Source organism: Embleya sp. NPDC127516, assembly GCF_044765325.1.
Taxonomy (GTDB): domain Bacteria; phylum Actinomycetota; class Actinomycetes; order Streptomycetales; family Streptomycetaceae; genus Embleya.
Genome location: NZ_JBIWJT010000006.1, coordinates 248,296 through 270,690 on the forward strand (window position 1 = coordinate 248,296; position 22,395 = coordinate 270,690).

At 72.8% G+C, this 22,395-nt stretch carries 18 protein-coding genes; 9 read left to right on the plus strand and 9 right to left on the minus strand.

From position 1 onward, the window contains the following. Nucleotides 1–377: 377 nt before the first annotated feature. Complete coding sequence (locus tag ACIRL2_RS14235; protein ID WP_395865569.1) at nucleotides 378–1,700, minus strand: nitrate/nitrite transporter; 1,323 nt, start codon at nucleotides 1,698–1,700, stop codon at nucleotides 378–380. 291 nt (nucleotides 1,701–1,991) lie between these two features. On the opposite strand from ACIRL2_RS14235, the gene ACIRL2_RS14240 reads away from it, so the two are divergent. Then, nucleotides 1,992–3,431, plus strand: coding sequence for an FAD-binding oxidoreductase (locus ACIRL2_RS14240; protein WP_402232197.1), 1,440 nt, complete (start codon nucleotides 1,992–1,994; stop codon nucleotides 3,429–3,431). Between the two features lie 58 nt (nucleotides 3,432–3,489). Here ACIRL2_RS14240 and nirD read toward each other — a convergent pair whose 3' ends face one another. Both nirD and nirB read right to left on the minus strand, forming a co-directional pair. Then, nucleotides 3,490–3,897 carry a nitrite reductase small subunit NirD gene (gene nirD, locus ACIRL2_RS14245; protein ID WP_402232199.1) on the minus strand — a complete coding sequence of 136 codons (408 nt, stop codon included), beginning with the start codon at nucleotides 3,895–3,897 and terminating at the stop codon, nucleotides 3,490–3,492. Continuing rightward, nucleotides 3,894–6,404, minus strand: a complete 2,511-nt coding sequence (gene nirB, locus ACIRL2_RS14250) for a nitrite reductase large subunit NirB (protein ID WP_402232380.1) — start codon at nucleotides 6,402–6,404, stop codon at nucleotides 3,894–3,896. The genes nirD and nirB overlap by 4 nt, the downstream gene beginning before the upstream one ends. A 316-nt stretch (nucleotides 6,405–6,720) precedes the next feature. Between nirB and ACIRL2_RS14255 the strand changes: the two genes are divergently transcribed. After that, the gene (locus tag ACIRL2_RS14255; protein ID WP_395865577.1) at nucleotides 6,721–7,848 is read left to right on the plus strand and encodes a uroporphyrinogen-III synthase; all 1,128 of its coding nucleotides are present in this window, start codon (nucleotides 6,721–6,723) and stop codon (nucleotides 7,846–7,848) included. Between the two features lie 475 nt (nucleotides 7,849–8,323). Continuing rightward, entirely contained in the window at nucleotides 8,324–8,548 is a 225-nt protein-coding gene (locus tag ACIRL2_RS14260; protein ID WP_078974137.1) for a hypothetical protein, read from the plus strand. A gap of 795 nt (nucleotides 8,549–9,343) precedes the next feature. Here the strand turns inward: ACIRL2_RS14260 and ACIRL2_RS14265 are convergent. Together ACIRL2_RS14265 and ACIRL2_RS14270 are read right to left on the minus strand one after the other, a co-directional pair. Next, nucleotides 9,344–10,894 carry a PucR family transcriptional regulator gene (locus ACIRL2_RS14265; RefSeq protein WP_402232202.1) on the minus strand — a complete coding sequence of 517 codons (1,551 nt, stop codon included), beginning with the start codon at nucleotides 10,892–10,894 and terminating at the stop codon, nucleotides 9,344–9,346. Nucleotides 10,895–11,126: 232 nt separating this feature from the next. Next, nucleotides 11,127–12,080 (minus strand): helix-turn-helix transcriptional regulator, encoded by a 954-nt coding sequence (locus ACIRL2_RS14270; RefSeq protein WP_402232204.1) that lies wholly within the window; start codon nucleotides 12,078–12,080, stop codon nucleotides 11,127–11,129. Between ACIRL2_RS14270 and ACIRL2_RS14275 the strand changes: the two genes are divergently transcribed. Both ACIRL2_RS14275 and ACIRL2_RS14280 read left to right on the plus strand, forming a co-directional pair. Continuing rightward, nucleotides 12,074–12,406, plus strand: coding sequence for a TetR-like C-terminal domain-containing protein (locus tag ACIRL2_RS14275; protein ID WP_395865911.1), 333 nt, complete (start codon nucleotides 12,074–12,076; stop codon nucleotides 12,404–12,406). The genes ACIRL2_RS14270 and ACIRL2_RS14275 overlap by 7 nt on opposite strands. A gap of 153 nt (nucleotides 12,407–12,559) precedes the next feature. Further along, the gene (locus ACIRL2_RS14280) at nucleotides 12,560–13,408 is read left to right on the plus strand and encodes a helix-turn-helix domain-containing protein (protein ID WP_395865583.1); all 849 of its coding nucleotides are present in this window, start codon (nucleotides 12,560–12,562) and stop codon (nucleotides 13,406–13,408) included. Nucleotides 13,409–13,479: 71 nt separating this feature from the next. Here the strand turns inward: ACIRL2_RS14280 and ACIRL2_RS14285 are convergent, their stop codons facing one another. The 3 genes from ACIRL2_RS14285 to ACIRL2_RS14295 all read right to left on the minus strand — a co-directional run bounded on the left by ACIRL2_RS14285 (nucleotide 13,480) and on the right by ACIRL2_RS14295 (nucleotide 16,462). Then, the gene (locus ACIRL2_RS14285) at nucleotides 13,480–14,163 is read right to left on the minus strand and encodes a L,D-transpeptidase (RefSeq protein ID WP_395865585.1); all 684 of its coding nucleotides are present in this window, start codon (nucleotides 14,161–14,163) and stop codon (nucleotides 13,480–13,482) included. Nucleotides 14,164–14,600: 437 nt separating this feature from the next. Continuing rightward, a complete protein-coding gene (locus tag ACIRL2_RS14290; RefSeq protein ID WP_402232206.1) occupies nucleotides 14,601–16,049 on the minus strand; it encodes an MFS transporter in 1,449 nt (482 codons plus the stop codon). Then, nucleotides 16,046–16,462: a cupin domain-containing protein gene (locus ACIRL2_RS14295; RefSeq protein WP_395865589.1), complete on the minus strand. Its 417-nt coding sequence runs from the start codon at nucleotides 16,460–16,462 to the stop codon at nucleotides 16,046–16,048. Before ACIRL2_RS14295 ends, ACIRL2_RS14290 begins: the two co-directional genes overlap by 4 nt. 147 nt (nucleotides 16,463–16,609) lie before the next feature. Here ACIRL2_RS14295 and ACIRL2_RS14300 point away from each other — a divergent pair, with 147 nt between their 5' ends. The 3 genes from ACIRL2_RS14300 (at nucleotide 16,610) to ACIRL2_RS14310 (ending at nucleotide 20,603) form a co-directional block, all read left to right on the plus strand. Beyond that, nucleotides 16,610–17,302 (plus strand): TetR/AcrR family transcriptional regulator C-terminal domain-containing protein, encoded by a 693-nt coding sequence (locus ACIRL2_RS14300; RefSeq protein WP_402232207.1) that lies wholly within the window; start codon nucleotides 16,610–16,612, stop codon nucleotides 17,300–17,302. A gap of 465 nt (nucleotides 17,303–17,767) precedes the next feature. Next, nucleotides 17,768–19,549 carry an LCP family protein gene (locus ACIRL2_RS14305; RefSeq protein WP_402232209.1) on the plus strand — a complete coding sequence of 594 codons (1,782 nt, stop codon included), beginning with the start codon at nucleotides 17,768–17,770 and terminating at the stop codon, nucleotides 19,547–19,549. A 616-nt stretch (nucleotides 19,550–20,165) separates the two neighbouring features. Continuing rightward, nucleotides 20,166–20,603 carry a CBS domain-containing protein gene (locus ACIRL2_RS14310; RefSeq protein ID WP_402232211.1) on the plus strand — a complete coding sequence of 146 codons (438 nt, stop codon included), beginning with the start codon at nucleotides 20,166–20,168 and terminating at the stop codon, nucleotides 20,601–20,603. Between the two features lie 11 nt (nucleotides 20,604–20,614). Here ACIRL2_RS14310 and ACIRL2_RS14315 read toward each other — a convergent pair whose 3' ends face one another. Continuing rightward, on the minus strand, nucleotides 20,615–21,715 hold the full coding sequence (locus ACIRL2_RS14315) for an alkene reductase (RefSeq protein ID WP_402232213.1): 1,101 nt from the start codon (nucleotides 21,713–21,715) through the stop codon (nucleotides 20,615–20,617). A gap of 254 nt (nucleotides 21,716–21,969) precedes the next feature. On the opposite strand from ACIRL2_RS14315, the gene ACIRL2_RS14320 reads away from it, so the two are divergent. Then, nucleotides 21,970–22,392 carry a MarR family winged helix-turn-helix transcriptional regulator gene (locus ACIRL2_RS14320; protein WP_402232215.1) on the plus strand — a complete coding sequence of 141 codons (423 nt, stop codon included), beginning with the start codon at nucleotides 21,970–21,972 and terminating at the stop codon, nucleotides 22,390–22,392. The last annotated feature ends 3 nt before the right edge of the window (nucleotides 22,393–22,395 follow it).

Below are 22,395 nucleotides of genomic sequence, written 5' to 3' on the forward strand. Positions count from 1 at the left end.
GCGACTTCGTCGCCGGCTCCGCTTTTGTTGGGCGACTTCGTCGCCGGCTCGCGAGGCGCCGCTTTTTCTTTCCTCCGCTTCGCTCCTCCAAGAAAAAGCGGTGCCTCGCTCGGGGCTTCGTGTCCCTCCGCTTCGCTCCGGGTCACGAAGCCCAAGTTCTGCGGCTCCGCCGCTCTCCGCGCTTCGCGCGTCGATCACTGGGGTGGGCTGGGGTCGGGGGCGCTGACGCGCCGAGGGTGGTCCGGGTGGGGCTGCCGATGAGTCGGGGTGGGCAAGGACGTGGGTCGGGGGAGCCCCGCTCGGCACAGGGCTGGTGCCGGGGGCCGAGCGGGGCTTGGGGGCGAGTGTGGGAGGGGTCGGGGGCTGGGGCGGGGGCGTTACACCCCGGTCAGGTGCCGTGCCGAAGGCCGCAGGTAGACCGCCCAGGTGACCACCAGGCACAGGCCGTAGAATGCGAGGAAGGCGAGGTAGGCGGCGTCGCCGCGGCCCGAGTTCAGGAAGGACTCGCGGAACGCGATGTTGACCAGGACTCCGCCCAGCGCGCCGATCGCGCCCGCGATGCCCATCAGCGCGCCGGACTTGCGCCGCGCGGCCGGGCCCGGGCCGAGTTTGGCCGCGAAGATCGCCGGGATCATCTTGTACGCCGAGCCGTTGCCCACGCCGCTGAACACGAACAGCAGCACGAAGCCGGTCAGGAACAGGCCGAGCGACTCCTGCCGCGACGCCAGGTAGACCACGAGCGCGGCGCCGGCCATCGCGACGAAGTTCCAGAAGGTGACCCGCGCGCCGCCCCAGCGGTCCGCGAGCAGGCCGCCGATCGGACGTACCAGCGAGCCGAGCAGCGGCCCCAGGAAGGTCAGGTAGGCGGCCTTGACGGGCGTGGCGAACTCCGCGTGGAACTGCACCTGGAGCACCTGACCGAAGGCGAACCCGAAGCCGATGAACGACCCGAACGTGCCGATGTACAGCAGCGACATCACCCACGTGTGCGGCTCCCGGGCGACCTCGCGCATCGCGCCCTTGTCGTTGCGCAACCCGGGGAGGTTGTCCATGTACCGCGCGGACAGCAGCGCGGCGATCACGATCAGCGGGATGTACACCGCGATCAGCAGCCGAGGATGCGCGGCGCCGGCGGTCGCGAGCACCGCGAGGCCGACCAGTTGCACGGCCGGTACGCCCAGGTTGCCGCCGCCCGCGTTGATGCCCAGCGCCCAGCCCTTGAGCCGCTGCGGGTAGAAGGCGTTGATGTTGGCCATCGACGAGGCGAAGTTGCCGCCGCCGACTCCGGCGACCGCCGCGACGAGCAGCAGCGTGTTGTAGGAGACGCCCGGCTCCAGCACGATCGCGATCAGCGCCGTGGGCAGCAGGAGCAGCAGCGCGCTGACCACGGTCCAGTTCCGACCGCCGAAGCGGGCCACGGCGAAGGTGTAGGGGATCCGCATCGCGGCGCCGACCAGGGTCGGCACGGCGGTCAGGGTGAACTTCTGCGCCGGGTCGAACCCGTACGCCGGGCCGAGGAAGAGCACGATGACCGACCACAGGCTCCACACCGAGAAGCCGATGTGCTCGGAGAGCACCGAGAAGATCAGATTGCGTCGGGCGATCCTGGCGCCCGCCTGCTCCCAGAAGATCTCGTCCTCGGGCTGCCAGTCGTCGAGGGGGCGCGTGGCCTGGGTCGGTGCGCTGACGGTTGTCGTCACGGGGACCTGCCTGTCCGGGAGGGCGTGCTTGCTGACGTTCCGTCACGCTAGGAATGCCAGATTTCCGCCCGGTGCGTCGTCCCGGTCGGTCGGGCTACATCTCGCTCAATCCGGCGATCGGGTGATGTGAGGAATCGGGCGTCAGGTACCCACCGGGCGACCCGAGGCCCCGCGAACCGGCCGGAAAACTTGACGGCGGATGTCAAGTTATCGAGCGAGAGTGGGTCCCACGGAAGGCGAGAGAGCGAACACGGGACGCACATGTGGCGTCCCCGAGGATGGGAGACACCGATGACCGCGAACAACGCCGCCGGGAAGCCGGAAGACGACCACGCGTCCCGGGCCGCCGCGCTCGCCGAGTTGGGCGCGCGGGTCCAGGGGGTCGTGTACGCACCGGGCGACCCCGGTTACGACGACGAGCGGTCCGGGTTCCAGACCGCGTTTCGACCGAGCCCGGACGTGATCGTGGGCGCGGCAAACGCCGAGGACGTCCGGCTCGCGGTCGAATTCGCCCGCGCGCACGGCCTGTCCATGTCGGTGCGGGCCACCGGACACGCCCCGGCGGACGCGTCCCCCGGCGGCGTGCTGATCTCCACCCGGCGGATGGCCGAGGTCCGGGTCGACCCCGCGGCGCGCACCGCGTGGGCCCAGGCCGGTGCCCGCTGGGAGCGGGTGGTCGCCGAGAGTACGCCGCACGGCCTGGCCCCGCTCAACGGCTCGGCTCCGCACGTGGGCGTGGTCGCGTACACGCTCGGCGGCGGACTGGGCCTGCTGGCCCGCGAGTTCGGCTACGCGGCCGACCACGTCCGGGCCATCGAGGTGGTCACCGCCGACGCGACCCTGCGGCGGGTCACCGCCGACGGTGACGCCGACCTGTTCTGGGCGTTGCGCGGCGGCCGGGACAACTTCGGCATCGTCACCTCGATCGAGTTCGACCTGATGCCGGTGGCCCGGGTCTACGGCGGCTCACTGGTCTTCGACACCGATCTGGTGGAGGCCGCCACCGCGGCCTACCTGGCCTGGACCGAGAACGTGCCGGAGCAGGTCACCTCGTCGATCTCGTTCATCGGCCTGCCCGACATCGAGCAGGTGCCGGCGCCGCTGCGCGGGCGACACACCGCGAGCATCAAGATCGTGTACACCGGCGATGCCGCCGACGGCGAGCGCCTGGTGGCCCCGCTGCGCGCGGTCGGACCACGCCTGGTCGACGACCTGGCCGATCTGCCGTACGCCCGGTCGCACACCATCCACAACGACCCGGCCCACCCGCACGCCTACCTCGGCGACAACGTCCTGGTCCGCGACCTGGATCCGGAGGCGTTGCGCGCGGTGTACGAACTCGCCGGTCCGAGCGCGCCGATGATGGTCATGCACGAGGTGCGTCACCTCGGCGGCGCGCTGTCCCGGCAGCCGGCGGTGCCCAACGCGGTCGGCGGGCGCGACGCGCGCTACATCGTCCGGGTCGTGGCGATGATCGACGGCGCCGATCTCGACGCGGCCCGCGCGCTCCAGGCCGACGTCCAGGCCGTCCTGAAGCCGCTGTCCCTCGGCCGCAACCTCAACTTCGTCTACGGCGACGGCGTCGCGCCCGGTCCGGACCGGGTCGCCGAGGTGTACGACCCGTCGACCCGGGCGCGCCTGGCCGAACTCAAGGCGGCGTACGATCCGGGCAACCTGTTCGCCGGCAATCACAACCTCGGCGGCGTCGACCCGGACCCCGCCTCGCGCTGAACCTCCGACGCCGGTGGGATCGCGGCTGATGCCCGGCCGTGATCCCACCGGTCGTCGGTCACCCGTGGGCGCGGACGGGCCACGTGCGCAGCACCGCGGGGGTGCCGTCCGGGGCGGTGCTCTCGTCCAGGCACTCCCCCGTGCGCAGGTCGAAGACCTGTTTGTACATCGGCGACGCCACGGTCGGCACCTCTCCCCGACGGCCGACGATGCCGCGCGACATCACGTACGCGCCGCTGAACGGGTCCCGGTTGGCGAGCGCGTACAGCGCGCCGGTGCGGTCCCGGAAGATCGCGACCTGCTCGCCGTCGATCAGCGCCGCGACGCCTCGGCCCGGGATCAGTCGGTCGTACGGGCAGACCGCGACCCAGCCGGTGCCGCATGCGATCTCCACCATGGTCCGCGTGCCCGTTCGGGCGATGTCGGTCTCGGTGGTGGTCTGGGTGATGGTCTCGGTGACGGTCATCGGCCGCGTACCTCCAAGGGCCCGAGCAGCACGGGCTTGATCTGGTCCCGCTCGGCGGTGAACCGCACGGTCGGGTCTGGGGTGCCGGGCGCGTTGGCGAAGGACACGAAGCGGCGCACCCGGTCGGGGTCGGCCAGGGTCGCGGCCCACTCGTCCGCGTAGGTCGCCACATGCCGACCCATCAACTCGTCCAGTTCGGCGCAGATCCCCAGCGAGTCGTCCATGATCACCGCGCGCACGTGGTCGAGTCCGCCCTCGATCCGCTCCAGCCACGGCGCGGTGCGCTCCAGGCGGTCGGCGGTGCGGATGTAGAACATCAGGAAGCGGTCGATCGTGCGGATCAGCGTGTCGTGGTCCAAGTCGCTCGCGAGCAGGTCCGCGTGCCGCGGGGTCATCCCGCCGTTGCCGCCGACGTACAGGTTCCAGCCCTCGGAGGTGGCGATCACCCCGAAGTCCTTGCTCTGCGCCTCGGCGCACTCGCGGGCGCATCCGCTCACCGCGGACTTGAGCTTGTGCGGCGAACGCAGGCCCCGGTAGCGCAGTTCGAGCTCGATCGCCAGGGCGACCGAGTCCTGCACGCCGTAGCGGCACCAGGTCTGCCCGACACACGACTTCACGGTGCGCAGCGCCTTGCCGTACGCGTGCCCGGACTCGAAGCCGGCCTCCACCAACCGCTGCCAGATGAGCGGGAGTTGGTCGACGGTGGCGCCGAACATGTCGATCCGCTGGCCGCCGGTGATCTTGGTGTAGAGGCCGAAGTCGCGGGCGATCTCGCCGATCGTGATCAGGCCGTCCGGGGTGATCTCGCCGCCCGGGACGCGCGGTACCACCGAATACGAGCCGTTGCGCTGGATGTTGGCCAGGAAGTGGTCGTTGGTGTCCTGGAGCGCGGCCTGTTCGCCGTCCAGGATGTGCCCGCCGGACAGGCTCGCCAGGATCGAGCCGACGGTGGGCTTGCACACGTCGCAGCCGTCCGCGTCCGGCCCTCGGTTGCTGCCGTGTTCGTCGATCAGGCGGGCGAACGTGGTGATGCCCTTGACCCGGACGATCTCGTACAACTCGGCGCGCGTGTACCGGTCGAAGTGCTCGCACAGGCCGCGCGCGGTCTCGATGCCGGCGGCGGCCAGTTCCTCGGTGACGATGGTGCCCACCAGCTTGACGCAACTGCCGCAACCGGTACCGGCCTTGGTGTGTCGGCGCACGGCGGCCGGGTCGAGCCGGTCCGGCGCGCACACCGCGGCGCGGATGCTGCCCTTGGTGACCGCGTGGCACGAGCACACCACGGCCGTGTCCGGCAGCGCGAACTTCACCGGCGCGCCGATCGCGGCGGGCATCAGCAGTTGCTCGGGCGGCACCGGCAGCGGGGCGCCGGTGAGCGGGCGCAGCACGCCGTACGCGTCCGGGTCGCCGACCAGGACGCCGCCCAGCAGGCTGCCGTCGGCGCCGATCACCAGCTTCTTGTACACGCCCGCCTGCGCGTCGGAGTAGAGCACCTCCACGCAGTCCTCGGCGGTGCCGTGCGCGTCGCCGAAGCCCGCCACGTCCACGCCGAGCAGTTTCAGGCTGGTGGACAGGTCGGCGCCGGTGAAGCACACGGTCGGGTCGGGCACCTCGTCCAGGATCCCGCGCGCGGCCACCTCGGCCATCGCGTAGCCGGGCGCGACCAGCCCGTACACCCGGCCGTCCACCGTGCGCGCGCATTCGCCGATGGCCAGCACGTGCGGGTCGCCGGTGCGGCAGTACTCGTCCACCACGATCCCGCCGCGCTCGCCGATCTCCAGCCCGGCCGCGCGGGCGAGCTCGTCGCGCGGGCGCACCCCCGCGGAGAAGACCACCAGGTCGGCGGCCAGTTCCGTGCCGTCCGACAGCACCATGCCGGCGACCCGGCCGTCCCGGTCGAGGATCTCCCGGGTGCCCGCGTCGGTGTGCACCGTCACGCCCAGGTCCTGGATCTTACGGCGCAGCACCTTGCCGCCGCCCTCGTCGATCTGCAGCGCCATCAGGCGCGGCGCGAACTCGACCACGTGGGTGTCCAGGCCCATCGCGACGAGCGCGCCGGCGGCCTCCAGGCCGAGCAGTCCGCCGCCGACCACCACACCGATCCGAGCGGTCTCGGCGGCGGCGTTGATCGCCTCGAGGTCCTCGATCGTGCGGTACACGAAACAACCCGGCGTGTCGTGGCCCGGCACCGGCGGTACGAACGGATAGGACCCGGTGGCGAGCACGAGCGTGTCGTAGTCGACGGTGTGACCGGCCCGGGTGGTCACGGTGCGCGCGGCGCGGTCGAGAGTCTCCACCGGGTCGCCGAGTCGGATGTCGATCCCGTGCTCGGCGGCGAACTCCGCACTGCACATGGACAGGTCCTCCGCGCTGGTCCCGGAGAACCACGAGGTCAGGTGCACCCGGTCGTAGGCCCGCCGCGGCTCCTCCGCCAGCACCGTGATCCGTGGTCCCGGTGGTCCGGATCCGGTCGTGGTGAGCGCCTCCAGGAAGCGCTGCCCGACCATCCCGTGGCCGACCAGGACCACGTGCGTCTGCTTGGCGTCGGTCACGAGGGACTCCTTCGGGGTGGGGCGAGGGTGCGGGCACGGTCGGCGGGTCGCCGTGCCCGACGCGCCGGCCGGCGACCGCGTCACCGAAGCCTCCCGAGCCGCTGTTACGCAGCCTGGTCCCCGATGTTGCGCGAGCGGTACGGCCGGCTCACTCGGCGCCGCTGACGCGGTGAGCAATGCGACACGATCGGGCCCCATCCCGGTTCGAGGCCTTACCCCGAGGTGATCGCCCGGCAACATCGCCGTAACGCCGACCCGGCAACCTCACGACATGGTTACTCGTACAGGCGCGGCCGAACCCCTCGTCGGGCTCACGGTCGGCGTCACGGCCGCCCGGCGTCGCGACGAACTCGTCGCGCTGCTGGAACGTCGGGGCGCGAAGGTCGTGGGCACTCCGACGATGAGCATCGTCCCGTTGCGCGAGGACCAGGCGTTGCGCCGGGCCACCGAGCGCTGTCTGGTCGAGCCGCTGGACTATGTGGTGGCCACCACCGGCCTGGGCTGGCGCGGTTGGATGAACGCGGCCGAGGGGTGGGGGCGGGCGGACGCGGTGGGGCAGGCCTGCGCGGCGGCGACGGTGATCAGCCGGGGGCCCAAGGCCACCGGGGCGGTCCGCGCGTCCGGGCTGCGCGAGATGTACTCGCCGGGTTCGGAGGCCAACGACGAGTTGCTGCACTGGCTGCTGGCCCGGGACCTGCGCGGGCGGCGGATCGCGATCCAGGAGCACGGCGCGCCGCTGGAGGGTTTCGCCTCGGCGCTGCGCGAGCGTGGCGCCGAGGTGATCGAGTTGCCGGTGTACCGGTGGGGCCCGCCGGAGGACCCGGCCGCGGTCCGGCGCCTGGTCGAGCAGGTGATCCGCGGCGATCTGCACGCGCTGACCTTCACCAGCGCGCCGGCGATCGGCGCGTTCCTGGAGACGGCCGGCGAACTCGGGCGGCGTGAGGAGGTGTTGGCGGCGCTGCGGACCGACGTGTTGCCGGTGTGCATCGGTTCGATCTGCGCGAAGCCGCTGCTGGACGAGGGTGTGCCCGCGGTCTGGCCGGAACGCGGACGGCTGGGCTCGCTGGTGCGCACGGTCACCGAGACGCTGCCCCCACGGGTCCGGCGCGAGTTGGACACCGGTACCGAACGGCTGATCATCCAGGGCAACGCGGTGCTGGTGCGCGGCGGCGTGATCTCGCTGTCCCCGGTTCCGGCCGCGGTCCTGCGCGCGCTGGCCGAGAAGCCCGGCTGGGTGTTGAGCCGCGCGGAGTTGCTGCGTCGCGTCTGGCGCGGGGCCGGCGCCGACGAGCACGCGGTCGAGGCCGCCGTGGCCCGCCTGCGGACCGCGCTGGGCCCGCACAAGGGCCTGATCAAGACGGTTACCAAGCGCGGCTACCGGCTCAGCGTCACCGGCTGAGCGCGCCTCGCACCCGGCGGGCACACCGTCGCGTCCGTGCGATCGTGCGCCATCCACCGCCGTCCACGGCCATCCACGGCGCCACCGATCGCACCTCGAATCCGGCCGGCGTCCCTACCGCCGATGAGACCAACCGGGTCACATGACGTCACGAATGGAGTCAACCAGGCTTGCCATGGCGTAACTATGGCGCCATGATGGCGTCATGGACGTGACGCCATGGGCCGCACCCGAAATGTCCGGTGGCATCTGGCCGTTGCCGCATCCGGTACCGCTGCCGCTGTTGTGCGCGGTGCTGATCCTGGCCGCGCTCGCACCCCTGGAGCGCCGGCTCCGACGCCGGACCGTCGAGCGTCGACGCGTCCCGCGGCGGGCGACACGCACAACGCGGCAAATGTCGGAATTCATGACAAGCCCGACGCAGCATGGGTGCCGAACGCGGATGTCAGCCGCCTCGATCCCACAGGGAGCACGCATGCCCGTGACCGCCGATCTCGACAAGTTGCTCGACAAGGCCTACGAGAACAAGACCCTGAGCGAAGTCCTCGCCGCCCCCGTCGCCGGACTGGCCGGGATCACCGACGCGCACGCGGAGCACCTGGCTTCGCTGAAGATCACCACCATCGGCGACCTGGGCCGCAACAAGTACTTCCGCTGGGCCGCGTCGCTCGCCGACCTCCAGGACAGCGGCGCCAAGTAACCCCCGACGCCACATCCACGCGGACCCGCGCCCGGCCGAACGGAGCCACCGCACGGGTCCGCGCCCAGGCCCGGCAGAGCCACCGCACTCGCCCCGACCCCGGCAACACCGCGACGCCCGCCCCGCCCCCGCCGTGCAGCCCCACTCGCCCTGCCCCCGGCAGCATCGCGACGCCCGCCCCGACCCCCGCCGTGCAACCACGCTCGCCCCGGCCCCGGCGGTACCGCAGCCCCGTCCCGGCCCCCGCCGTACCAGCGCACTCGCCCCCGATCCCGGCAGTAGCACCGCACTCGCCCCTGGCCCCGGCAGCACCGCCACACCCGCCCTGGCCCCGGCAGTACCGCCGCACCCGCCCCGGCCCCCGCCGTGCAACCACGCTCGCCCCGGCCCCGGCAGGGACCGCGACCCTCGTCCCAGCCCCCGCCGTGCCACCGCACTCGCCCCGGCCCGGCAGCACCGCCACGCCCCCCGGTCCCCGCGGTCCCACCGCACCCGTCCCACTCCCGACCGTGCCGCCGCACTCGCCCCGGCCCGGCAGCACCGCCACGCCCGCCCGGTCCCCGCGGTCCCACCGCACCCGTCCCACTCCCGACCGTGCCACCGCACTCGCCCCGGCCCCGACAGCACCGCCACGCCCGCCCGGTCCCCGCGGTCCCACCGCACCCGTCCCACTCCCGACCGTGCCACCGCACTCGCCCCGGCCCCGACAGCACCGCCACGCCCGCCCGGTCCCCGCGGTCCCACCGCACCCGTCCCACTCCCGACCGCGCCGCCGCCCTCGTCCCGGGGCCGGTCTCAGCAGCCGGGGTCGCTCTCCAGGGCCAGGAGCAGATCCACCCGGTCCCGGGCCGAGAACAGGTCCCGGCCGGTCAGGTCCCGGACCCGGCCCATCCGCTGGTGCAGCGCGCTGACATGCACGTCCAGCATCGCCGCGCAGCGCTGCCAGGCCCCGTTGGCGGCCAGGAAGGCGGCGAGCGTGCCGATCAGGTCGGTGCCGTGTTCGGCGTCGTACGCCCGCAGGCCGCCCAGGACCCGATCGGCGAACGCGCTGCGCACGGGCCCGGGTACGGCCGCCAACAGCGCCGGGTACGCGTCGATCCCCGGGCCCGCGGCCACCGTGAGCCGGCCGGGGCGCGCCCACGCGATGTCCCGCGCGCCCCTGGCCTCGGCCAAGGCCGTCGCCCACGTGGGTGACGTCCCGGCAATGCCGATCGCGACCCGCTCGGACCCGAGCAGTGGTTCCCACCAGTGCGCCGCCCGCTCCAACTCTTCGGCGATCCGGGCCGCCGCGCCCGCCCCGGTCCCGGCCGACGCGAAGACGACCGACTCGGCCTTGCCGCAGGCCACCACCCACCGCGTCGCCGGATCCGCCGCGAACACCCGCTCGATCAGGTCCACGACCAGCCGCCCGATCGCCGGGTCGGCCCCGTCGCCCGCGGCACAACACACGATCGGCGCCGCGTCCGGTCCGATCCCCGCCGCGCCCAGTCGGGCCCGGACCGCGTCCGGGGCCGTGTCCGACTCGACCAGGTCGACGAGTTCCCACGCGTGCGCGCGCTCCACGGCGAGCCGCTCCGCACGCCGGGCGCCGCCGAGCAGCAGCAGGTCGGCGGCCTGCGCGAGGGCCTCGTCGCCGGTACGGTCCCCGGCACACACGAGGTATCCCGCGAACGCCGGCCCCCGACCTAGCGCGAACACCGTCTCGCCCTCGATCAGTGCCGGCAGCCGCTCCGCCGCGAGCGCGCCGCGCACCGTCTCGACCGCGTCCACCACGTCGCCCGCCACGGCCGGCCCCCGCGCCGGCCCACTTCCCGTCGCGCTCGCCAGGACGCGGCCGGCCGGCGTCGACACCCGGCAGGGTGCGCCGAGTTCGCGGGCGAGCAGATCCAGCAGGTCCTGGGTGTCGGCCCCCTCGGCCAGCGCCGTGATCAGCCGGCGCTGGCGACCGGACAGGTGTCCCGTGGTCGGCCCGCGTTCGACCGCGACCCGGTGCGCGACCACCTCGGCGATCCGCACCGCCGTGACCCCGATCGGGGCCAGGAACAGCGGGAGGCCGGCTTGCCCACAGACCTCGACCAGCGCGTACGGCACCTCGTCCGGAGCCGGTTCGACCCGATCCACCCCACCCCGCGCCTCCGGCAACACCACGACCGCCGCCGCACCGCCCGCCACGAGCGCCCGCACCGGTACCGCGCCGTCGACCCCGTATCCGTCCGCGCGCAGCACCACGAGTTCGCCGGCGATCGTGCCCCCGCCGGGGTCGACCGGATCGGCGGCCGACACCCGAAGCACCTCGCGAGCGAGTCCCTCCGTACCCGCCAACAGGGCCAATCGCAGCTCGGGCATGCCCAACAGATCCTCGACCCGCACCGCCGTGCCCCCAAGCCTTCGTTCATCGTGTTCCGATGATCGTATGAACACGGAGCGATGCGGACACGGCGCTTCCGCCGGTTCCCCACACCTCCGCCCCCGAAAAGGCGCCGACCCGAAGGGCCCGCACCCCCGCCGACCGAAGCGCGCGCGAGGCGTACAGGGCCTCCTCCGGGACCGGCCCGCGCCCGGGACGCGCGCGCGGATCTCATCCGTACGCGCCGACGATCGCCGCCGCCGTCTCGACCATCGCCGTGCGCGCCTGCGGCGGATCCAGGACCTCCACGTCGGTGCCGAACTGGAGCAGTTGGCGCACAGCGCTCAGTGCCGGGTACCCCAACTCGACCGTCACCCACTCGTCGTCGTAATCCGCCGGCGGCCCGGTCAGCCAGGCCCCGACGATCCGGACGAACATGTCGACCCGGGTCCGCCGCACCCGGGCCCGGATCCGCACCGCCACCGGCTGCTCGTCGATGCCTCGGCGCAACGCGTGCCACACCTCGGCCAGTTCGACCCCGGGCCGACGGCGCACCGGGTCCTCGGTGACGGTCAGCCCGGTGAGCCGATCGGTGTGGAACAGCCGCGGCGTCCCACCGCGATCCGCGACCAGGTACCACGTACCCGCCTTGGCGACCAGCCCGTAGGGGTCGACGGTGTATGTGCGCGGCGTGGTCGAGCCGCTGCGTCGATAGCGGATCCGCAGCCGCCGGTCCGCGAACACCGCGTCCTGCAACGCGGCCACGTCCACCGCCGGACTCGGCCCGGACATCCACCGCTGTGGATCGATCAGCACCCGGCGGGTCATCTCCTCGGCGGCGGGCCGATGTGGCGCGGGCAGCGCGACCATCACCTTGCGCAGCGCCGAGCCGAGCGCGCCGTCCAGGCCCAGTGCCGCGTGCGTGCCCTGCTCGGCGAGCACGAACAGGGCACGCGCCTCGTCCGAGGTCAGCCCGGTGACGTCGGTCCGGAACCCGGGCAGCAGCGAGATCCCGCCGTGCCGACCGCGCTCGGCGTAGACCGGCACACCGGCCGTGGACAGCGCCTCGACGTCGCGGTAGATGGTCCGCGTCGACACCTCCAACCGCTCGGCCAACTCGGCCGCCGGTACCCGGCCACGAGTCTGCAGGAGCAACAGGATGGAGAGCAGTCGATCGGATTTCACACCACCCAGGATGCTCCCTCACCCGCTCGCCCGCGGCCGGCGCACCCCGTGCGGCGCGGGTCGCTCACCCCGCGAGGCGCCTGGACACCGTGCTGCACGGCACCCAGCGCCGGATCGGCACCGCCGTGCTGCGGGCCGCGGGCGCACGCGGCGAACTCCCGCCGGGCGTCGACGTCGACCTGGCACTGGACCTGATCGTCGGGCCGCTCTACTGGCGCCTGGCGGTCACCCGCACCCCGCTCACCGACGACCACCTGGACCGACTGACCTCGGCGACCACCGCGGCCCTGATCGGCTCGGCCACACCGGCGGCGGACCCGAACTGACCACCGGCCCGCGCGCGTCCGCCGATCGTCCGACCGGGACGCGGCCGACACCCCGCCCACCGTGCTCGGTCGGCCGGGGCCGAGGAAGCCCGTTCCCAGACGGGCAGCACCGGGGCCACGATCGGGGCTTGCGCGCGCCCTAGACTGCGGGCCGTGAGCGAGAACGAACTTGGTACCTACCTCCGCGACCGCCGCGAGGCGGTCAAGCCCGCCGACGTCGGGCTTCCCGACGGTGCCCGGCGGCGTACCCCGGGCCTGCGCCGGTCGGAGTTGGCGACCCTCGCCGGAGTCAGCGCCGAGTACCTCGCGCGGCTGGAGCAGGGCCGCGACCGCCGCCCGTCCGGCCACGTGCTGGCGGCGCTGGCCGACGCGCTGCGGCTGACCGCGGACGAGCGCGTGCACGTGCGCCTTTTGGCCAAGGCCGCCACCGGCGAGATGTTCCCGTGCACGGGCGGCGAACCGCCCGCCCGGACCGTGCGATCCACGGTGCGCGCGCTCCTGGACCGGCTCGAACCGGCCCCCGCGCTGCTGGTCAACCGGCTCGGCGACGTGCTTGCCTTCACCAACGGGTACGAGCGGCTCGCCCGTCCGTTGGGCATCCTGGACGAGGAGGAACCCAACCTCGCGCGCTACGTGTTCACCGATCCGCGAGCACGCGCGGCCTACCCGAACTGGGAGCGGATAGCCGACGAGCACGCCGCGATCCTGCGGTTCGCGTCCTCGTTCGGCGATCCCCACGTGCAGGACTTCCTCGACGGCATGGCCGTCACCGCGGGCACCGCGTTCACCGAGCGGTTGGCCGCGCCCGCCACGCCGCCGCGCCGGGTGGGCGTGGAGCACCTGGCCCACCCCGAGGCGGGCGAACTACGCCTGGAACGCGAGATCCTCGACCTGGCCGACGTCGACCAGACCCTGGTCGTCTACCTCCCGTTCGACGAGCCCACCTCCGCGGCCCTGGACCACCTCACCGGCCGGCATCCGGGCGCGTTGCGCGCGGTCTGACCGCGCCCGCCGGGACCGGGCACACCCGCCCGGCCGACCGGCGACCGGGGCCGACGACCCGAACCGGCCCGTCAGGTACCGGGTTTGTTCCCGTACACGTACACCTCGTCGCCGGTGTGCAGCAGTCCCCAGTACGCCTGGGCGTCCGCCGGCCGCATGTTGACGCAGCCGTGCGAGCCGGGCGGCGACGTGACCGAACCGTCGATCGCGTGGAACGCGATGCCGCCGTCGAAGAACTGGCTGTACGGCATCGCCACGTCGTACAGCGTCGACCAGTGGTTCATCGCGCGGTAGTAGACCTTGTGCAGGCCGGTGCGGGTCTCGAAGCCGTCCCGCCCGGAGCGGATGGCGACCGGGCCGTAGACCTGCTTGGCGCCGTCCTGGATCCAACTGACCTGCCGGCCGAGGTCCACGCACGCGATCCGACCGACATCGGTCGGGCAACCGCCCTCCCCGCCGCCGGCCTTGCGCTTGATCACGCCGTAGGTGACGGGCCCGGCGTAGCCGGCCGCCGGGCGGATGCCGTTCTGCGCCTGATAGGTACGGATGGCGCGGCAGTCGGCGGTGGACTGCCGGCCGTCCACCTTGAGCCCCAACGCCTTCTCCACCTGGCTTTGATACGGCCCGGTCCGCGCGGTACACGCGGAGGGGGCCGCGCTCGCGGGCGCGGCCAGGGCGACGGTCAGCGGAACCGCCACGGCGGTTGCGGCCGCCACCGCCCCCGCTCGCCGGCACGTACGTGTGAATACACTCATCGGCTCTCCCCTTCGCGTCGTACGCTCGCCCGCAGCCTGGTGCGGCACGCCCGTACGCCGGTCGCCGGCGGGTACGCAGGCTTCCACACTCGGTCGGTCCGGCGCGGAGTCGACAACGACGCACGCTTGTCGCCGTACCGGTTGGTCACGACGACCCGACGCTACCCGGTGGAAAGCAGCGATATACGTGGGAGGGCCGTCGAGTTCGCGGCCGGCCGGCACCGACGAGCATCGCGCGGCGCGGCCGACCCCGCCCGAAAGACGTTATGCAGCCGACTGGTTCGCCTGTGACCGACGCAACAAGGCGTCCATGGAGTCCACTTGACAGGCCCGGGGCGGGGCCGAACGCCGAGGCCCCCTCGTGACCCCGGCCGGGAGCCGAGCGAAGCCGCCACCGACACACCACCGGGCGCCCGGCTCTGCTCCCGCCCCGGCGGCTATCCCCGCTCGCCGGCGGGCGCACCCCCGAGTTTGGCCGGCACCAGGACCAGCGCGACCACTGCGGCCAACACGAGCAGCCCGCCCGCCGTCTCCAGCGCGACCGCGTACCCGTGTGCGAGTTCGCGCTCGGACCCGCCGCCGTCCGGTCCGATCACCGACGCGGCCAGCGTGACCAGCCCGGCCAGGCCGATCGAACCGCCGATCTGTCGCGAGCTGTTGATCAGTCCGCCGGCCATCCCGGCCTCGTGCGCGGCGACTCCCGCGGTCGCGGCGGTGCCCAGCGGCACGAAGCACAGCCCCGCACCGATGCTCGCGACCAGCGAGGGACCCAGGATCGAGCGCAGGAAGGTGCCGTCGACGTCGAACGCGAGCCCGAACCAGCCGAAGCCCACCGCCGCGAGCACGGCGCCCAGTGCGAGCAGCCGTCCCGGGCCGATCCGGGCCATCGTCCGGGTGGCGAGCACCGAGCCGATCACGATCCCGCCGGAGAAGGGCACGAAGGCCGCGCCGGCGGCGGCCGGTCCGTAGTCGAGCACCTGCTGGAGATACAACGACGTGAAGTAGAACGCCGCGAACTGGCCGGAGAACAGCAGCATCATGAACAGGTTCGCGCCCAGCACCGGCCGATGGGTCAACAACCCCATCCGCAACAGCGGCTCGGCGACCCGCAGTTCGACCAGAACGAAGGCGGCCAGCAGGACCGCGGCGGCGGCGAGCGTACCGATCGTCACGGCCGATCCCCAGCCCTGCCGCTCGGCCCGCACCACGCCCAGCACCAATGTGGTCGCACCCGCGGTGACCAAGAGCGCGCCGACCGGGTCGAGCCTGGGCGTGGCGCCGGGCACGGGTCGATCCGCCGGCAGTCCGCGCGCGGCGAACATGGCGAACGCGACGATCGGCACGTTGATGAACATGACCGCCTGCCAGCCCACCGACTCGGTGAGCAGCCCGCCGATCAGCACTCCGAAGGCACCGCCCGCCGCGGCCGTCGCACCCCACAACCCCAGCGCCCTGGACCGCGCGGGCCCGGCCGGGAAGGTCACCGTGATCAGCGCGAACGCCACCGGCGCGAGCGCGGCGGCACCGATCCCCTGCACCGCGCGGGCGGCGATCAGCGCGCCGGGCGTGGTGGCCAGGCCGCCGCCCAGACCGGCCAGGCCGAACACGGCCAGGCCCGCGAGGAGTGTGCGACGGCGCCCGACCAGGTCACCGATCCGGCCGCCGAGCATCAGCAGCCCACCGAAGCTCAGCGCGTACGCGTTCACCACCCACGGCAGCCCGTCCGCGCCGAAGCCCAGATCGTCGCGGATGTCCGGCAGGGCCACGTTGACCACGGACATGTCCAGCGCGACGGTGAACTGCACGGTCAGCACCACGACCAGCAACATCCGGGTCGCACGCGGCATCCGGACCGGAACGGCCGCCGATTCGATCGTCCCGGTCATGCCCGCTCCCCCGCCCGCCCGGCCCGCCGCTCCAGGCGGGTGCCGGAGCGCCGGGAGATCGACATCAGATCGGCGGGCTCCTCGATCTCGAGTCGATGCCAACGCCCGCGCGGCACCACGAACGCGCCGCCGGCCCGCAGGGTGACCGGCGACTCCTCACCGGCGCCCTCCTCGGCGCGCAGCACGATCCGCAGCGCGCCCGTCCACACGCACACCACCTCGTCGGACTCGGGATGCATCTCCCAGTGGTCGGCGTGCAGGTCGGCGTCGGTCTCGACATGGAAGGCGGCCAACTGCCACCCCTGATCGACGCCGTCGGCACCGTCGGCGCCGCTCATCCGGCGCTCCCCGGCGCTGATCCGGCCGCCTTCGGCCAACCGGAGGGCGTCCTCGAACACATCGATGTGAGTCATCGAAGCTCCTTGCCACAAAAGGGAATCGGGCGCATCCGGGCGCGCCCGTCCGGCTCGGCGCGAGCCGCCGGAGCCGCGTTGACGTACTCTGTACGTGAACAACACCCATCGAACACGTACGTTGTACGTAAGTCAAGGAGGAGCATCGTGCCCGCGCCCCGAAAGTTCAGCCGCGAGCAACTGCGCACGGCGGCCCTGACCCTGGTGGACGCACACGGCCTGGGTGCGCTGACCATGCGCAGCCTGGCCGCGGCGCTGGGCACCGGGGCGATGACGATCTACAACTACGTGGACGGGCGCGAGGGCCTGGAGGGGCTGCTCGTCGAGGCGGTGATGGCGGACGCGCTGCCGGCTCTCGACGAGCAGCACGCCGAGGACGACGACTGGCGGGTCGACACCCGCCGGCTCGCCGAAGCGAACTGGCGTGCCGTACGCGCCCATCCGGACGTCATCCCGCTCATCCTCACCCGCCGGATCACCGACGGGTCCACGCTGGCGCACGGCGAGGCGTTGCTGCGCGCGCTCGCCCGCAGCGGCCGGCGCGGGGCCGACCTGCTGTACGCGTTCCGCGCCGTGACCGGCTTCGTCACCGGCTTCGCCCAGGCCGAACTTGCCGGCCCGCTCTCGATCGCGCCGGACGAGGACGTCCGGGCGATCACCGACCGGGCCCGCGCGCTGCCCACCGACCGTTTCCCGTACCTGATCGAGATCGCCGGGGCCGCCGCCGAGAGCACGCCCGAGACCGAGTTCCACGCCGGTCTCGACCTGCTGATCGCGGGCCTGGACGCGCACCCGGCCGGCCCGCGCCCGAACCCGTCTTCGGGGCCGGAGGGGACGTGATCGAAGACGTGATCGGAAGATCAACCGCTATGTCCGGGAATGGTGGCCGGCGTTCGCTCGTTGTACCGAACAGTCGGTGAACGGGTGTCCCCGGGCCCAACCTTTGCCGCCGCGAATTACCGTTCGGCTGGAGTCGCGGCGTGCCCCCCGCCGAGAGGTGATCCCGCTCACCGACGCCTGAACGACGGCGCCGCCCCCTCCCCCCGAGGGCGGCGTCGTCCTTGTCGTTCGCCACCGCTTCCCGCCCCGCGCGGCACGCGCGCCGCGCCGTGACCCATGCCATACCCGAACCGATCGTCCGCGCCGCAACCAACCTGTGCGCGAAGCCGTCCGTTTCCGAGGAGGCCGCCGTCACGACGACGTGCGGCCGGCACCTGTTCGGTCCGTTCCGGCCGCCCGGTACGGTGTCGAGCCAGTCCGCGGCAACGCGGCATCGGTTCGACGACATCTTTCTCGGGGGTCGTTTTGAGTTCCGCACCGGAGTCCGGTGGTCGCCGTCGGCGCGCGAACGCGTCGCGACCACCCTCCTCCGACGCGGTCTCGACCGCTCCCGCGGCGGACGGCGAGGAACTCGGTGCCGAGCCCGCCGACGAAGCGCCCGCCGTACCGCGCGCCCGCCGAGGCGAGGACGCCTCGGGCGGTCGGGCCGCCCGACGGGCCAAGGGCACCGGGCACGGCAAGCCGCGCCGCTTCCGCAAGCTCAAGATCACCGCGCTGGTGATGTCGCTGGTGCTGGTCGCGCTCGGGATCACCGGCTACGTGATCTATCAAAAGCTCAACGCCAACATCAAGCACAGCAAGCTCAACACCAGCGACGTGGACGTGCCCAAGGAGGCGCCCGACGAGTTCGGCCGCACCCCGATGAACATCCTGATGATCGGCTCGGACGGCCGGAACGACCCGACCGACTGCAAGCTCGGTGGCGCCTGCGACGGCGGCGCGCCGCGGGCGGACGTGCAGATGTTGCTGCACGTCTCGGCGGACCGCAGCAACGCCTCGGTGATCAGCATCCCGCGCGACACCCGCGTGGCGATACCGGCCTGCACCGACCCGAAGACCAAGCAGAAGTTCCCGCCGATCAACGCCACGATCAACGAGAGCCTCGGTCGCGGCGGGCCCGGCTGTGTGGTCGGCACGTGGCAGTTGCTCACCAAGGTCCACATCGATCACTTCATGATGGTCACCTTCTCCGGCGTGGTCTCGATGGCCGACGCGGTCGGCGGGGTCGACGTGTGCGTGCAGTCGAACATCCAGGACGAGGCGGTCGAGTACGTCAACGGCGAACGGCACGTGATCGGTTCGCACCTGCGGCTGACCGCCGGCACGCACAAGATCCAGGGCGAGGACGCGCTCAAGTGGCTGCGTACGCGGCACGCCTTCGAGGACGGCAGCGACGTCGGGCGCACCCACGCGCAGCACATGTACCTCAACTCGATGGTGCGCACGCTCAAGTCGAACAGCACCATCACCAACCCGATCAAACTGTTCAAGGTCGCCGACGCCGCGACCAGGTCGCTGACCGTCGACGACGGCCTCAACGGGATCCAGAAACTCACCTCGTTGGCGACCACGCTGAACAAGGTGAACACCAACCGGATCACCATGACCACGATGCCGCACGACGCGGATCCGCAGGCCCCCGATCAGCATCTGGTCCCGGCCGCGTCCGCCGAGACGTTGTTCAAGATGGTCCGCTCCGACGTCGCGTTCGACAAGAACGGCCCGCCGCCGGGCACCGAGACCACCGCGCCGCCCTCGGCACCGCAACCGCCCCCGCCGCCCGCGGTGGACAAGGCCGCGATCCGGATCACCGTGGTCAACGGCACGACCAGGACGAGCCTGCCCTCCGCTGTCACGGAGGGCCTGATCGCACAGGGCTTCACGAAGACCACGAAGGACCCGAACCCGATCAAGCGACAGACCAGCGCGGTGATCTTCCCGGCCAAGGACCGGGTCCAGGCGCAGGCCGTCGCCGACGCGCTCGGCCTGCCCGCCACCGCGTTGTCCCCCCAGCCGAACGCGACCCACGTGACGGTGCAGATCGGCGCGGACTGGGGCTCCGGCGCCACCTTCAAGGGCGCGGGCAAGAGCAGCACCCCCTCGGCACCGCCGTCCGCCCCGCCGCCCCCGCCGGCCGGTGAACTCCCCAAGGGCTCCTCCGCCCTGAACGCTTCCGAAGAGGGCGCGTGCATGAAGGTCTACACCGAGGCCAAGGACCGCAACGGCAAACCGATCTACACCTGGTAGCAACCGCCGGGGAGCACCGGCCCAGGCCGAGCGATTCGGGGCCTCGGCCGGCGCCGGTACCCGACTCGGCGGCGCCGGCACGCCCGAACTGTGGGGCGGATTAAGCCGGTTCGCCCCCAATCGTCCCGACGCCGGGTCGACCGCCCGTCGGAAAGACGTCAAAAAGACGGTAAGGTGGCCCTACCGAAGACATGTCGTACGTCGGCCTGCGCGCCGACGCCGTCCTCGGTGGGCGAGGACGTCGGCCATTGCGGCCGGATCCGCAGGACTGGTGAACCGGGTTTCCGGCGACCGCGGTTCGCCCGCCGACCGAGCGCACAGCGCCATCGCGACTCTCGCGTCGCCATCCACCGCAGGCGGTCACGCCCGCGTCGAGCCCCGGCACGCCGGTATTTCCCGGCCCGTTCCCGGCAGGTTCGACGTCGCGCGCCGGCCGCGTCCCGGGTGGCTTCAGCGCCGAACTTCCGCCGCCCCGCCGGGGCGTGTCGTCCGAAGACGGTGCGCGCACGGTCCGACCCGCGACCGGTCCCCACCGGCCGCGGTCCCCCATGACCCGAACCACCGGCGACCCGGGTGCGAACCCCGGATCCGGACGACTGGAAACCAGGTGCCCACGATGACCGCCATACCCCACCATCGCCCCGTCGGTCCGCTCACCGTCGCGCAGGCCATGCGGCCGGCCGAGCTGCGGATCGACGTGAACACCATGGTCGACAAGGCCGTCGACATCATCCGGGTGGCCGACGCCGACCACGTGATCCTGCACGCCGAGGACGGCCGCTGCCTCGGCGTCGTGCGCCGGGCGCAGCTCGCGCCGTACCAGAACCGCTCGTGGTACACCGCGCGCACGCCGATCGGGAACATCACGCACGACGGCGGCCCGTTCGCCCGGCCGGAGATGCCCGCCGGCGAGGCGCTGGCCACCATGCGTGCCCGGGGCATGCGGGTGTGGGCGGTGACCGACGAGGCCGGTCGCGCCGTCGGCCTGCTCACCCCGGACGCGCTGCGCACCGTGCTCACCGGCGAGCGCGGCCCGCTCGACGCTGCTGCCTGAAGCCCGGACGCCTAACCGGCCGCGCCCGAGGCCGCCGGGTAGTCCACGTAGCCGCGCGCGCCCCCGCCGTACACGTCCGCCACCGGCGGCGGGGCCAACGGCAGCCCCTCGGCGATCCGCGCGGTCAGGTCCGGATTGCTGATGAACAGCCGGCCGAAGGCCACCACGTCGGCCAGTTCGGCGGCCAGCAACCGCTCGGCCGTCGCCGGGTCGACCGGCGTCGGGCCGTTGTGGTTCGCGATCAGCGTGCCGGTCCAGCGCGGGCGCAGATCCGCGAGGGCGGCGTAGTCGCCACGCTCCAGCACGTGCAGGTAGGCCAGGCCGAGCGGGTCGAGCGCGTCGACCAGGGCCCGGTAGGTCCCGCGCGCGTCCGCCTCGCGGATCTGGTTCTCCGGGTTGTCCGGCGAGATGCGCAGGCCCACCCGATCCGCGCCGATCTCGGCGGTGACCGCGGCCACCACCTCCAGTACGAAGCGCAGCCGGTTCTCCCGCGACCCGCCGTAGCGGTCGGTGCGCAGGTTGGTGTTCTCGGCCAGGAATTGCTGGAACAGATAGCCGTTGGCGCCGTGGATCTCGATGCCGTCGAACCCGGCCTCGATCGCCCGCCGCGCACCGCGCGCGAACGCCGCGATCACCTCCTCGATCTCGGCGAGGGTCAGTGCGCGCGGGGTCACGTGCGGCAGCAGGCCGTCCCGAGTGAAGATCGGCGCCTCGGTGATCGGCACCGCCGAGGGCGCGGTCGGCGTCGTGCCGTCCAGGGTCACCGGGTGCGTCATCCGGCCCACGTGCCACAGCTGGGCGAAGATCCGGCCGCCCGCGTCGTGCACGGCGGTGGTGATCTCGCGCCAGCGCGCGACCTGTTCGTCGGTGCGCAGTCCCGGGATGCCGGGGCCGGACTTGCCGAGCGGGTGGATCGAGATGCCCTCGGTGATCAGTAGCCCGGCGCCGGCGCGCTGGGTGTAGTAGGCAACGGCGTGCTCGCTCGGCACACCGGTGGTGTCGTCGGCGCGGCCCCGGGTCATCGGGGCCATCGCGATCCGGTTGGGCAGGTCCAGGAGGCCGCGCCGGTGCGGGGTCAGCAGCGGGTTCGCGGTGGCGGTGGGAGAGGTCAACGCGTCATCCGTTTCATCGGGTCGATCGGTTCCGGTGGGATCGGGGCCGGCGGTCGAGCACGGTGACCTCGATCTGCGTACACCAGGAAGGTGTATGCTCATACATTGTTTGCTTGTGCATGCATAATCTGGCACTGCATGTAACCTGCTGTCAACAGCGGTCGTACGCTCCGCCGGACCGGCCGCCGGGACTCCACCGAACCGGCGACCCGCCCGCACGGGCGACTCGCCCACACGGCGAAAGGGGACGGGCCATGGACGCGAAACTCTGGGAACAGGTCGTCGTACTGCACGCGCGCGTCGAGCACGACCTCGGCAGGACGCTGCAACGGCGGCACGGAATCGGCCTGTCCGAGTACCGCGCGCTCTCCCGGCTCTCGGTCGCGCCCGACGGCGAGCTGCGCATGCAGGAACTCGCCGATTCGATCGGTCTGAACCAGAGTTCGGTCAGCCGCCTCGCGGTCCGCCTGGAAACCGACGGACTCACCCGACGCGACCTGTGTCCCAAGGACCGCCGAGGCGTATACACGGTGATCACCGACGACGGGCGCACCCGGCTGGCCCAGGCCGACGCCACCTACGCGGAGGCGCTGACCGCCGCACTGGCCAAGGCCGCCGCCGATCCGCACCTGGCGGAGGCGACGACGGCCCTGGGCGCGATCCCGGTCGCCCTCTGACCC

What these genes read in the sequence shown, in the direction of transcription:
- ACIRL2_RS14240 (WP_402232197.1), top strand. Translation starts at nt 1,992, where the DNA reads ATGACCGCGAACAACGCCGCCGGGAAGCCGGAAGACGACCACGCGTCC.
- nirD (WP_402232199.1), bottom strand. Translation starts at nt 3,897, where the DNA reads ATGACCGTCACCGAGACCATCACCCAGACCACCACCGAGACCGACATC.
- nirB (WP_402232380.1), bottom strand. Translation starts at nt 6,404, where the DNA reads ATGGTCGGGCAGCGCTTCCTGGAGGCGCTCACCACGACCGGATCCGGA.
- ACIRL2_RS14255 (WP_395865577.1), top strand. Translation starts at nt 6,721, where the DNA reads ATGGTTACTCGTACAGGCGCGGCCGAACCCCTCGTCGGGCTCACGGTC.
- ACIRL2_RS14260 (WP_078974137.1), top strand. Translation starts at nt 8,324, where the DNA reads ATGCCCGTGACCGCCGATCTCGACAAGTTGCTCGACAAGGCCTACGAG.
- ACIRL2_RS14265 (WP_402232202.1), bottom strand. Translation starts at nt 10,894, where the DNA reads ATGCCCGAGCTGCGATTGGCCCTGTTGGCGGGTACGGAGGGACTCGCT.
- ACIRL2_RS14285 (WP_395865585.1), bottom strand. Translation starts at nt 14,163, where the DNA reads ATGAGTGTATTCACACGTACGTGCCGGCGAGCGGGGGCGGTGGCGGCC.
- ACIRL2_RS14290 (WP_402232206.1), bottom strand. Translation starts at nt 16,049, where the DNA reads ATGACCGGGACGATCGAATCGGCGGCCGTTCCGGTCCGGATGCCGCGT.
- ACIRL2_RS14295 (WP_395865589.1), bottom strand. Translation starts at nt 16,462, where the DNA reads ATGACTCACATCGATGTGTTCGAGGACGCCCTCCGGTTGGCCGAAGGC.
- ACIRL2_RS14310 (WP_402232211.1), top strand. Translation starts at nt 20,166, where the DNA reads ATGACCGCCATACCCCACCATCGCCCCGTCGGTCCGCTCACCGTCGCG.
- ACIRL2_RS14320 (WP_402232215.1), top strand. Translation starts at nt 21,970, where the DNA reads ATGGACGCGAAACTCTGGGAACAGGTCGTCGTACTGCACGCGCGCGTC.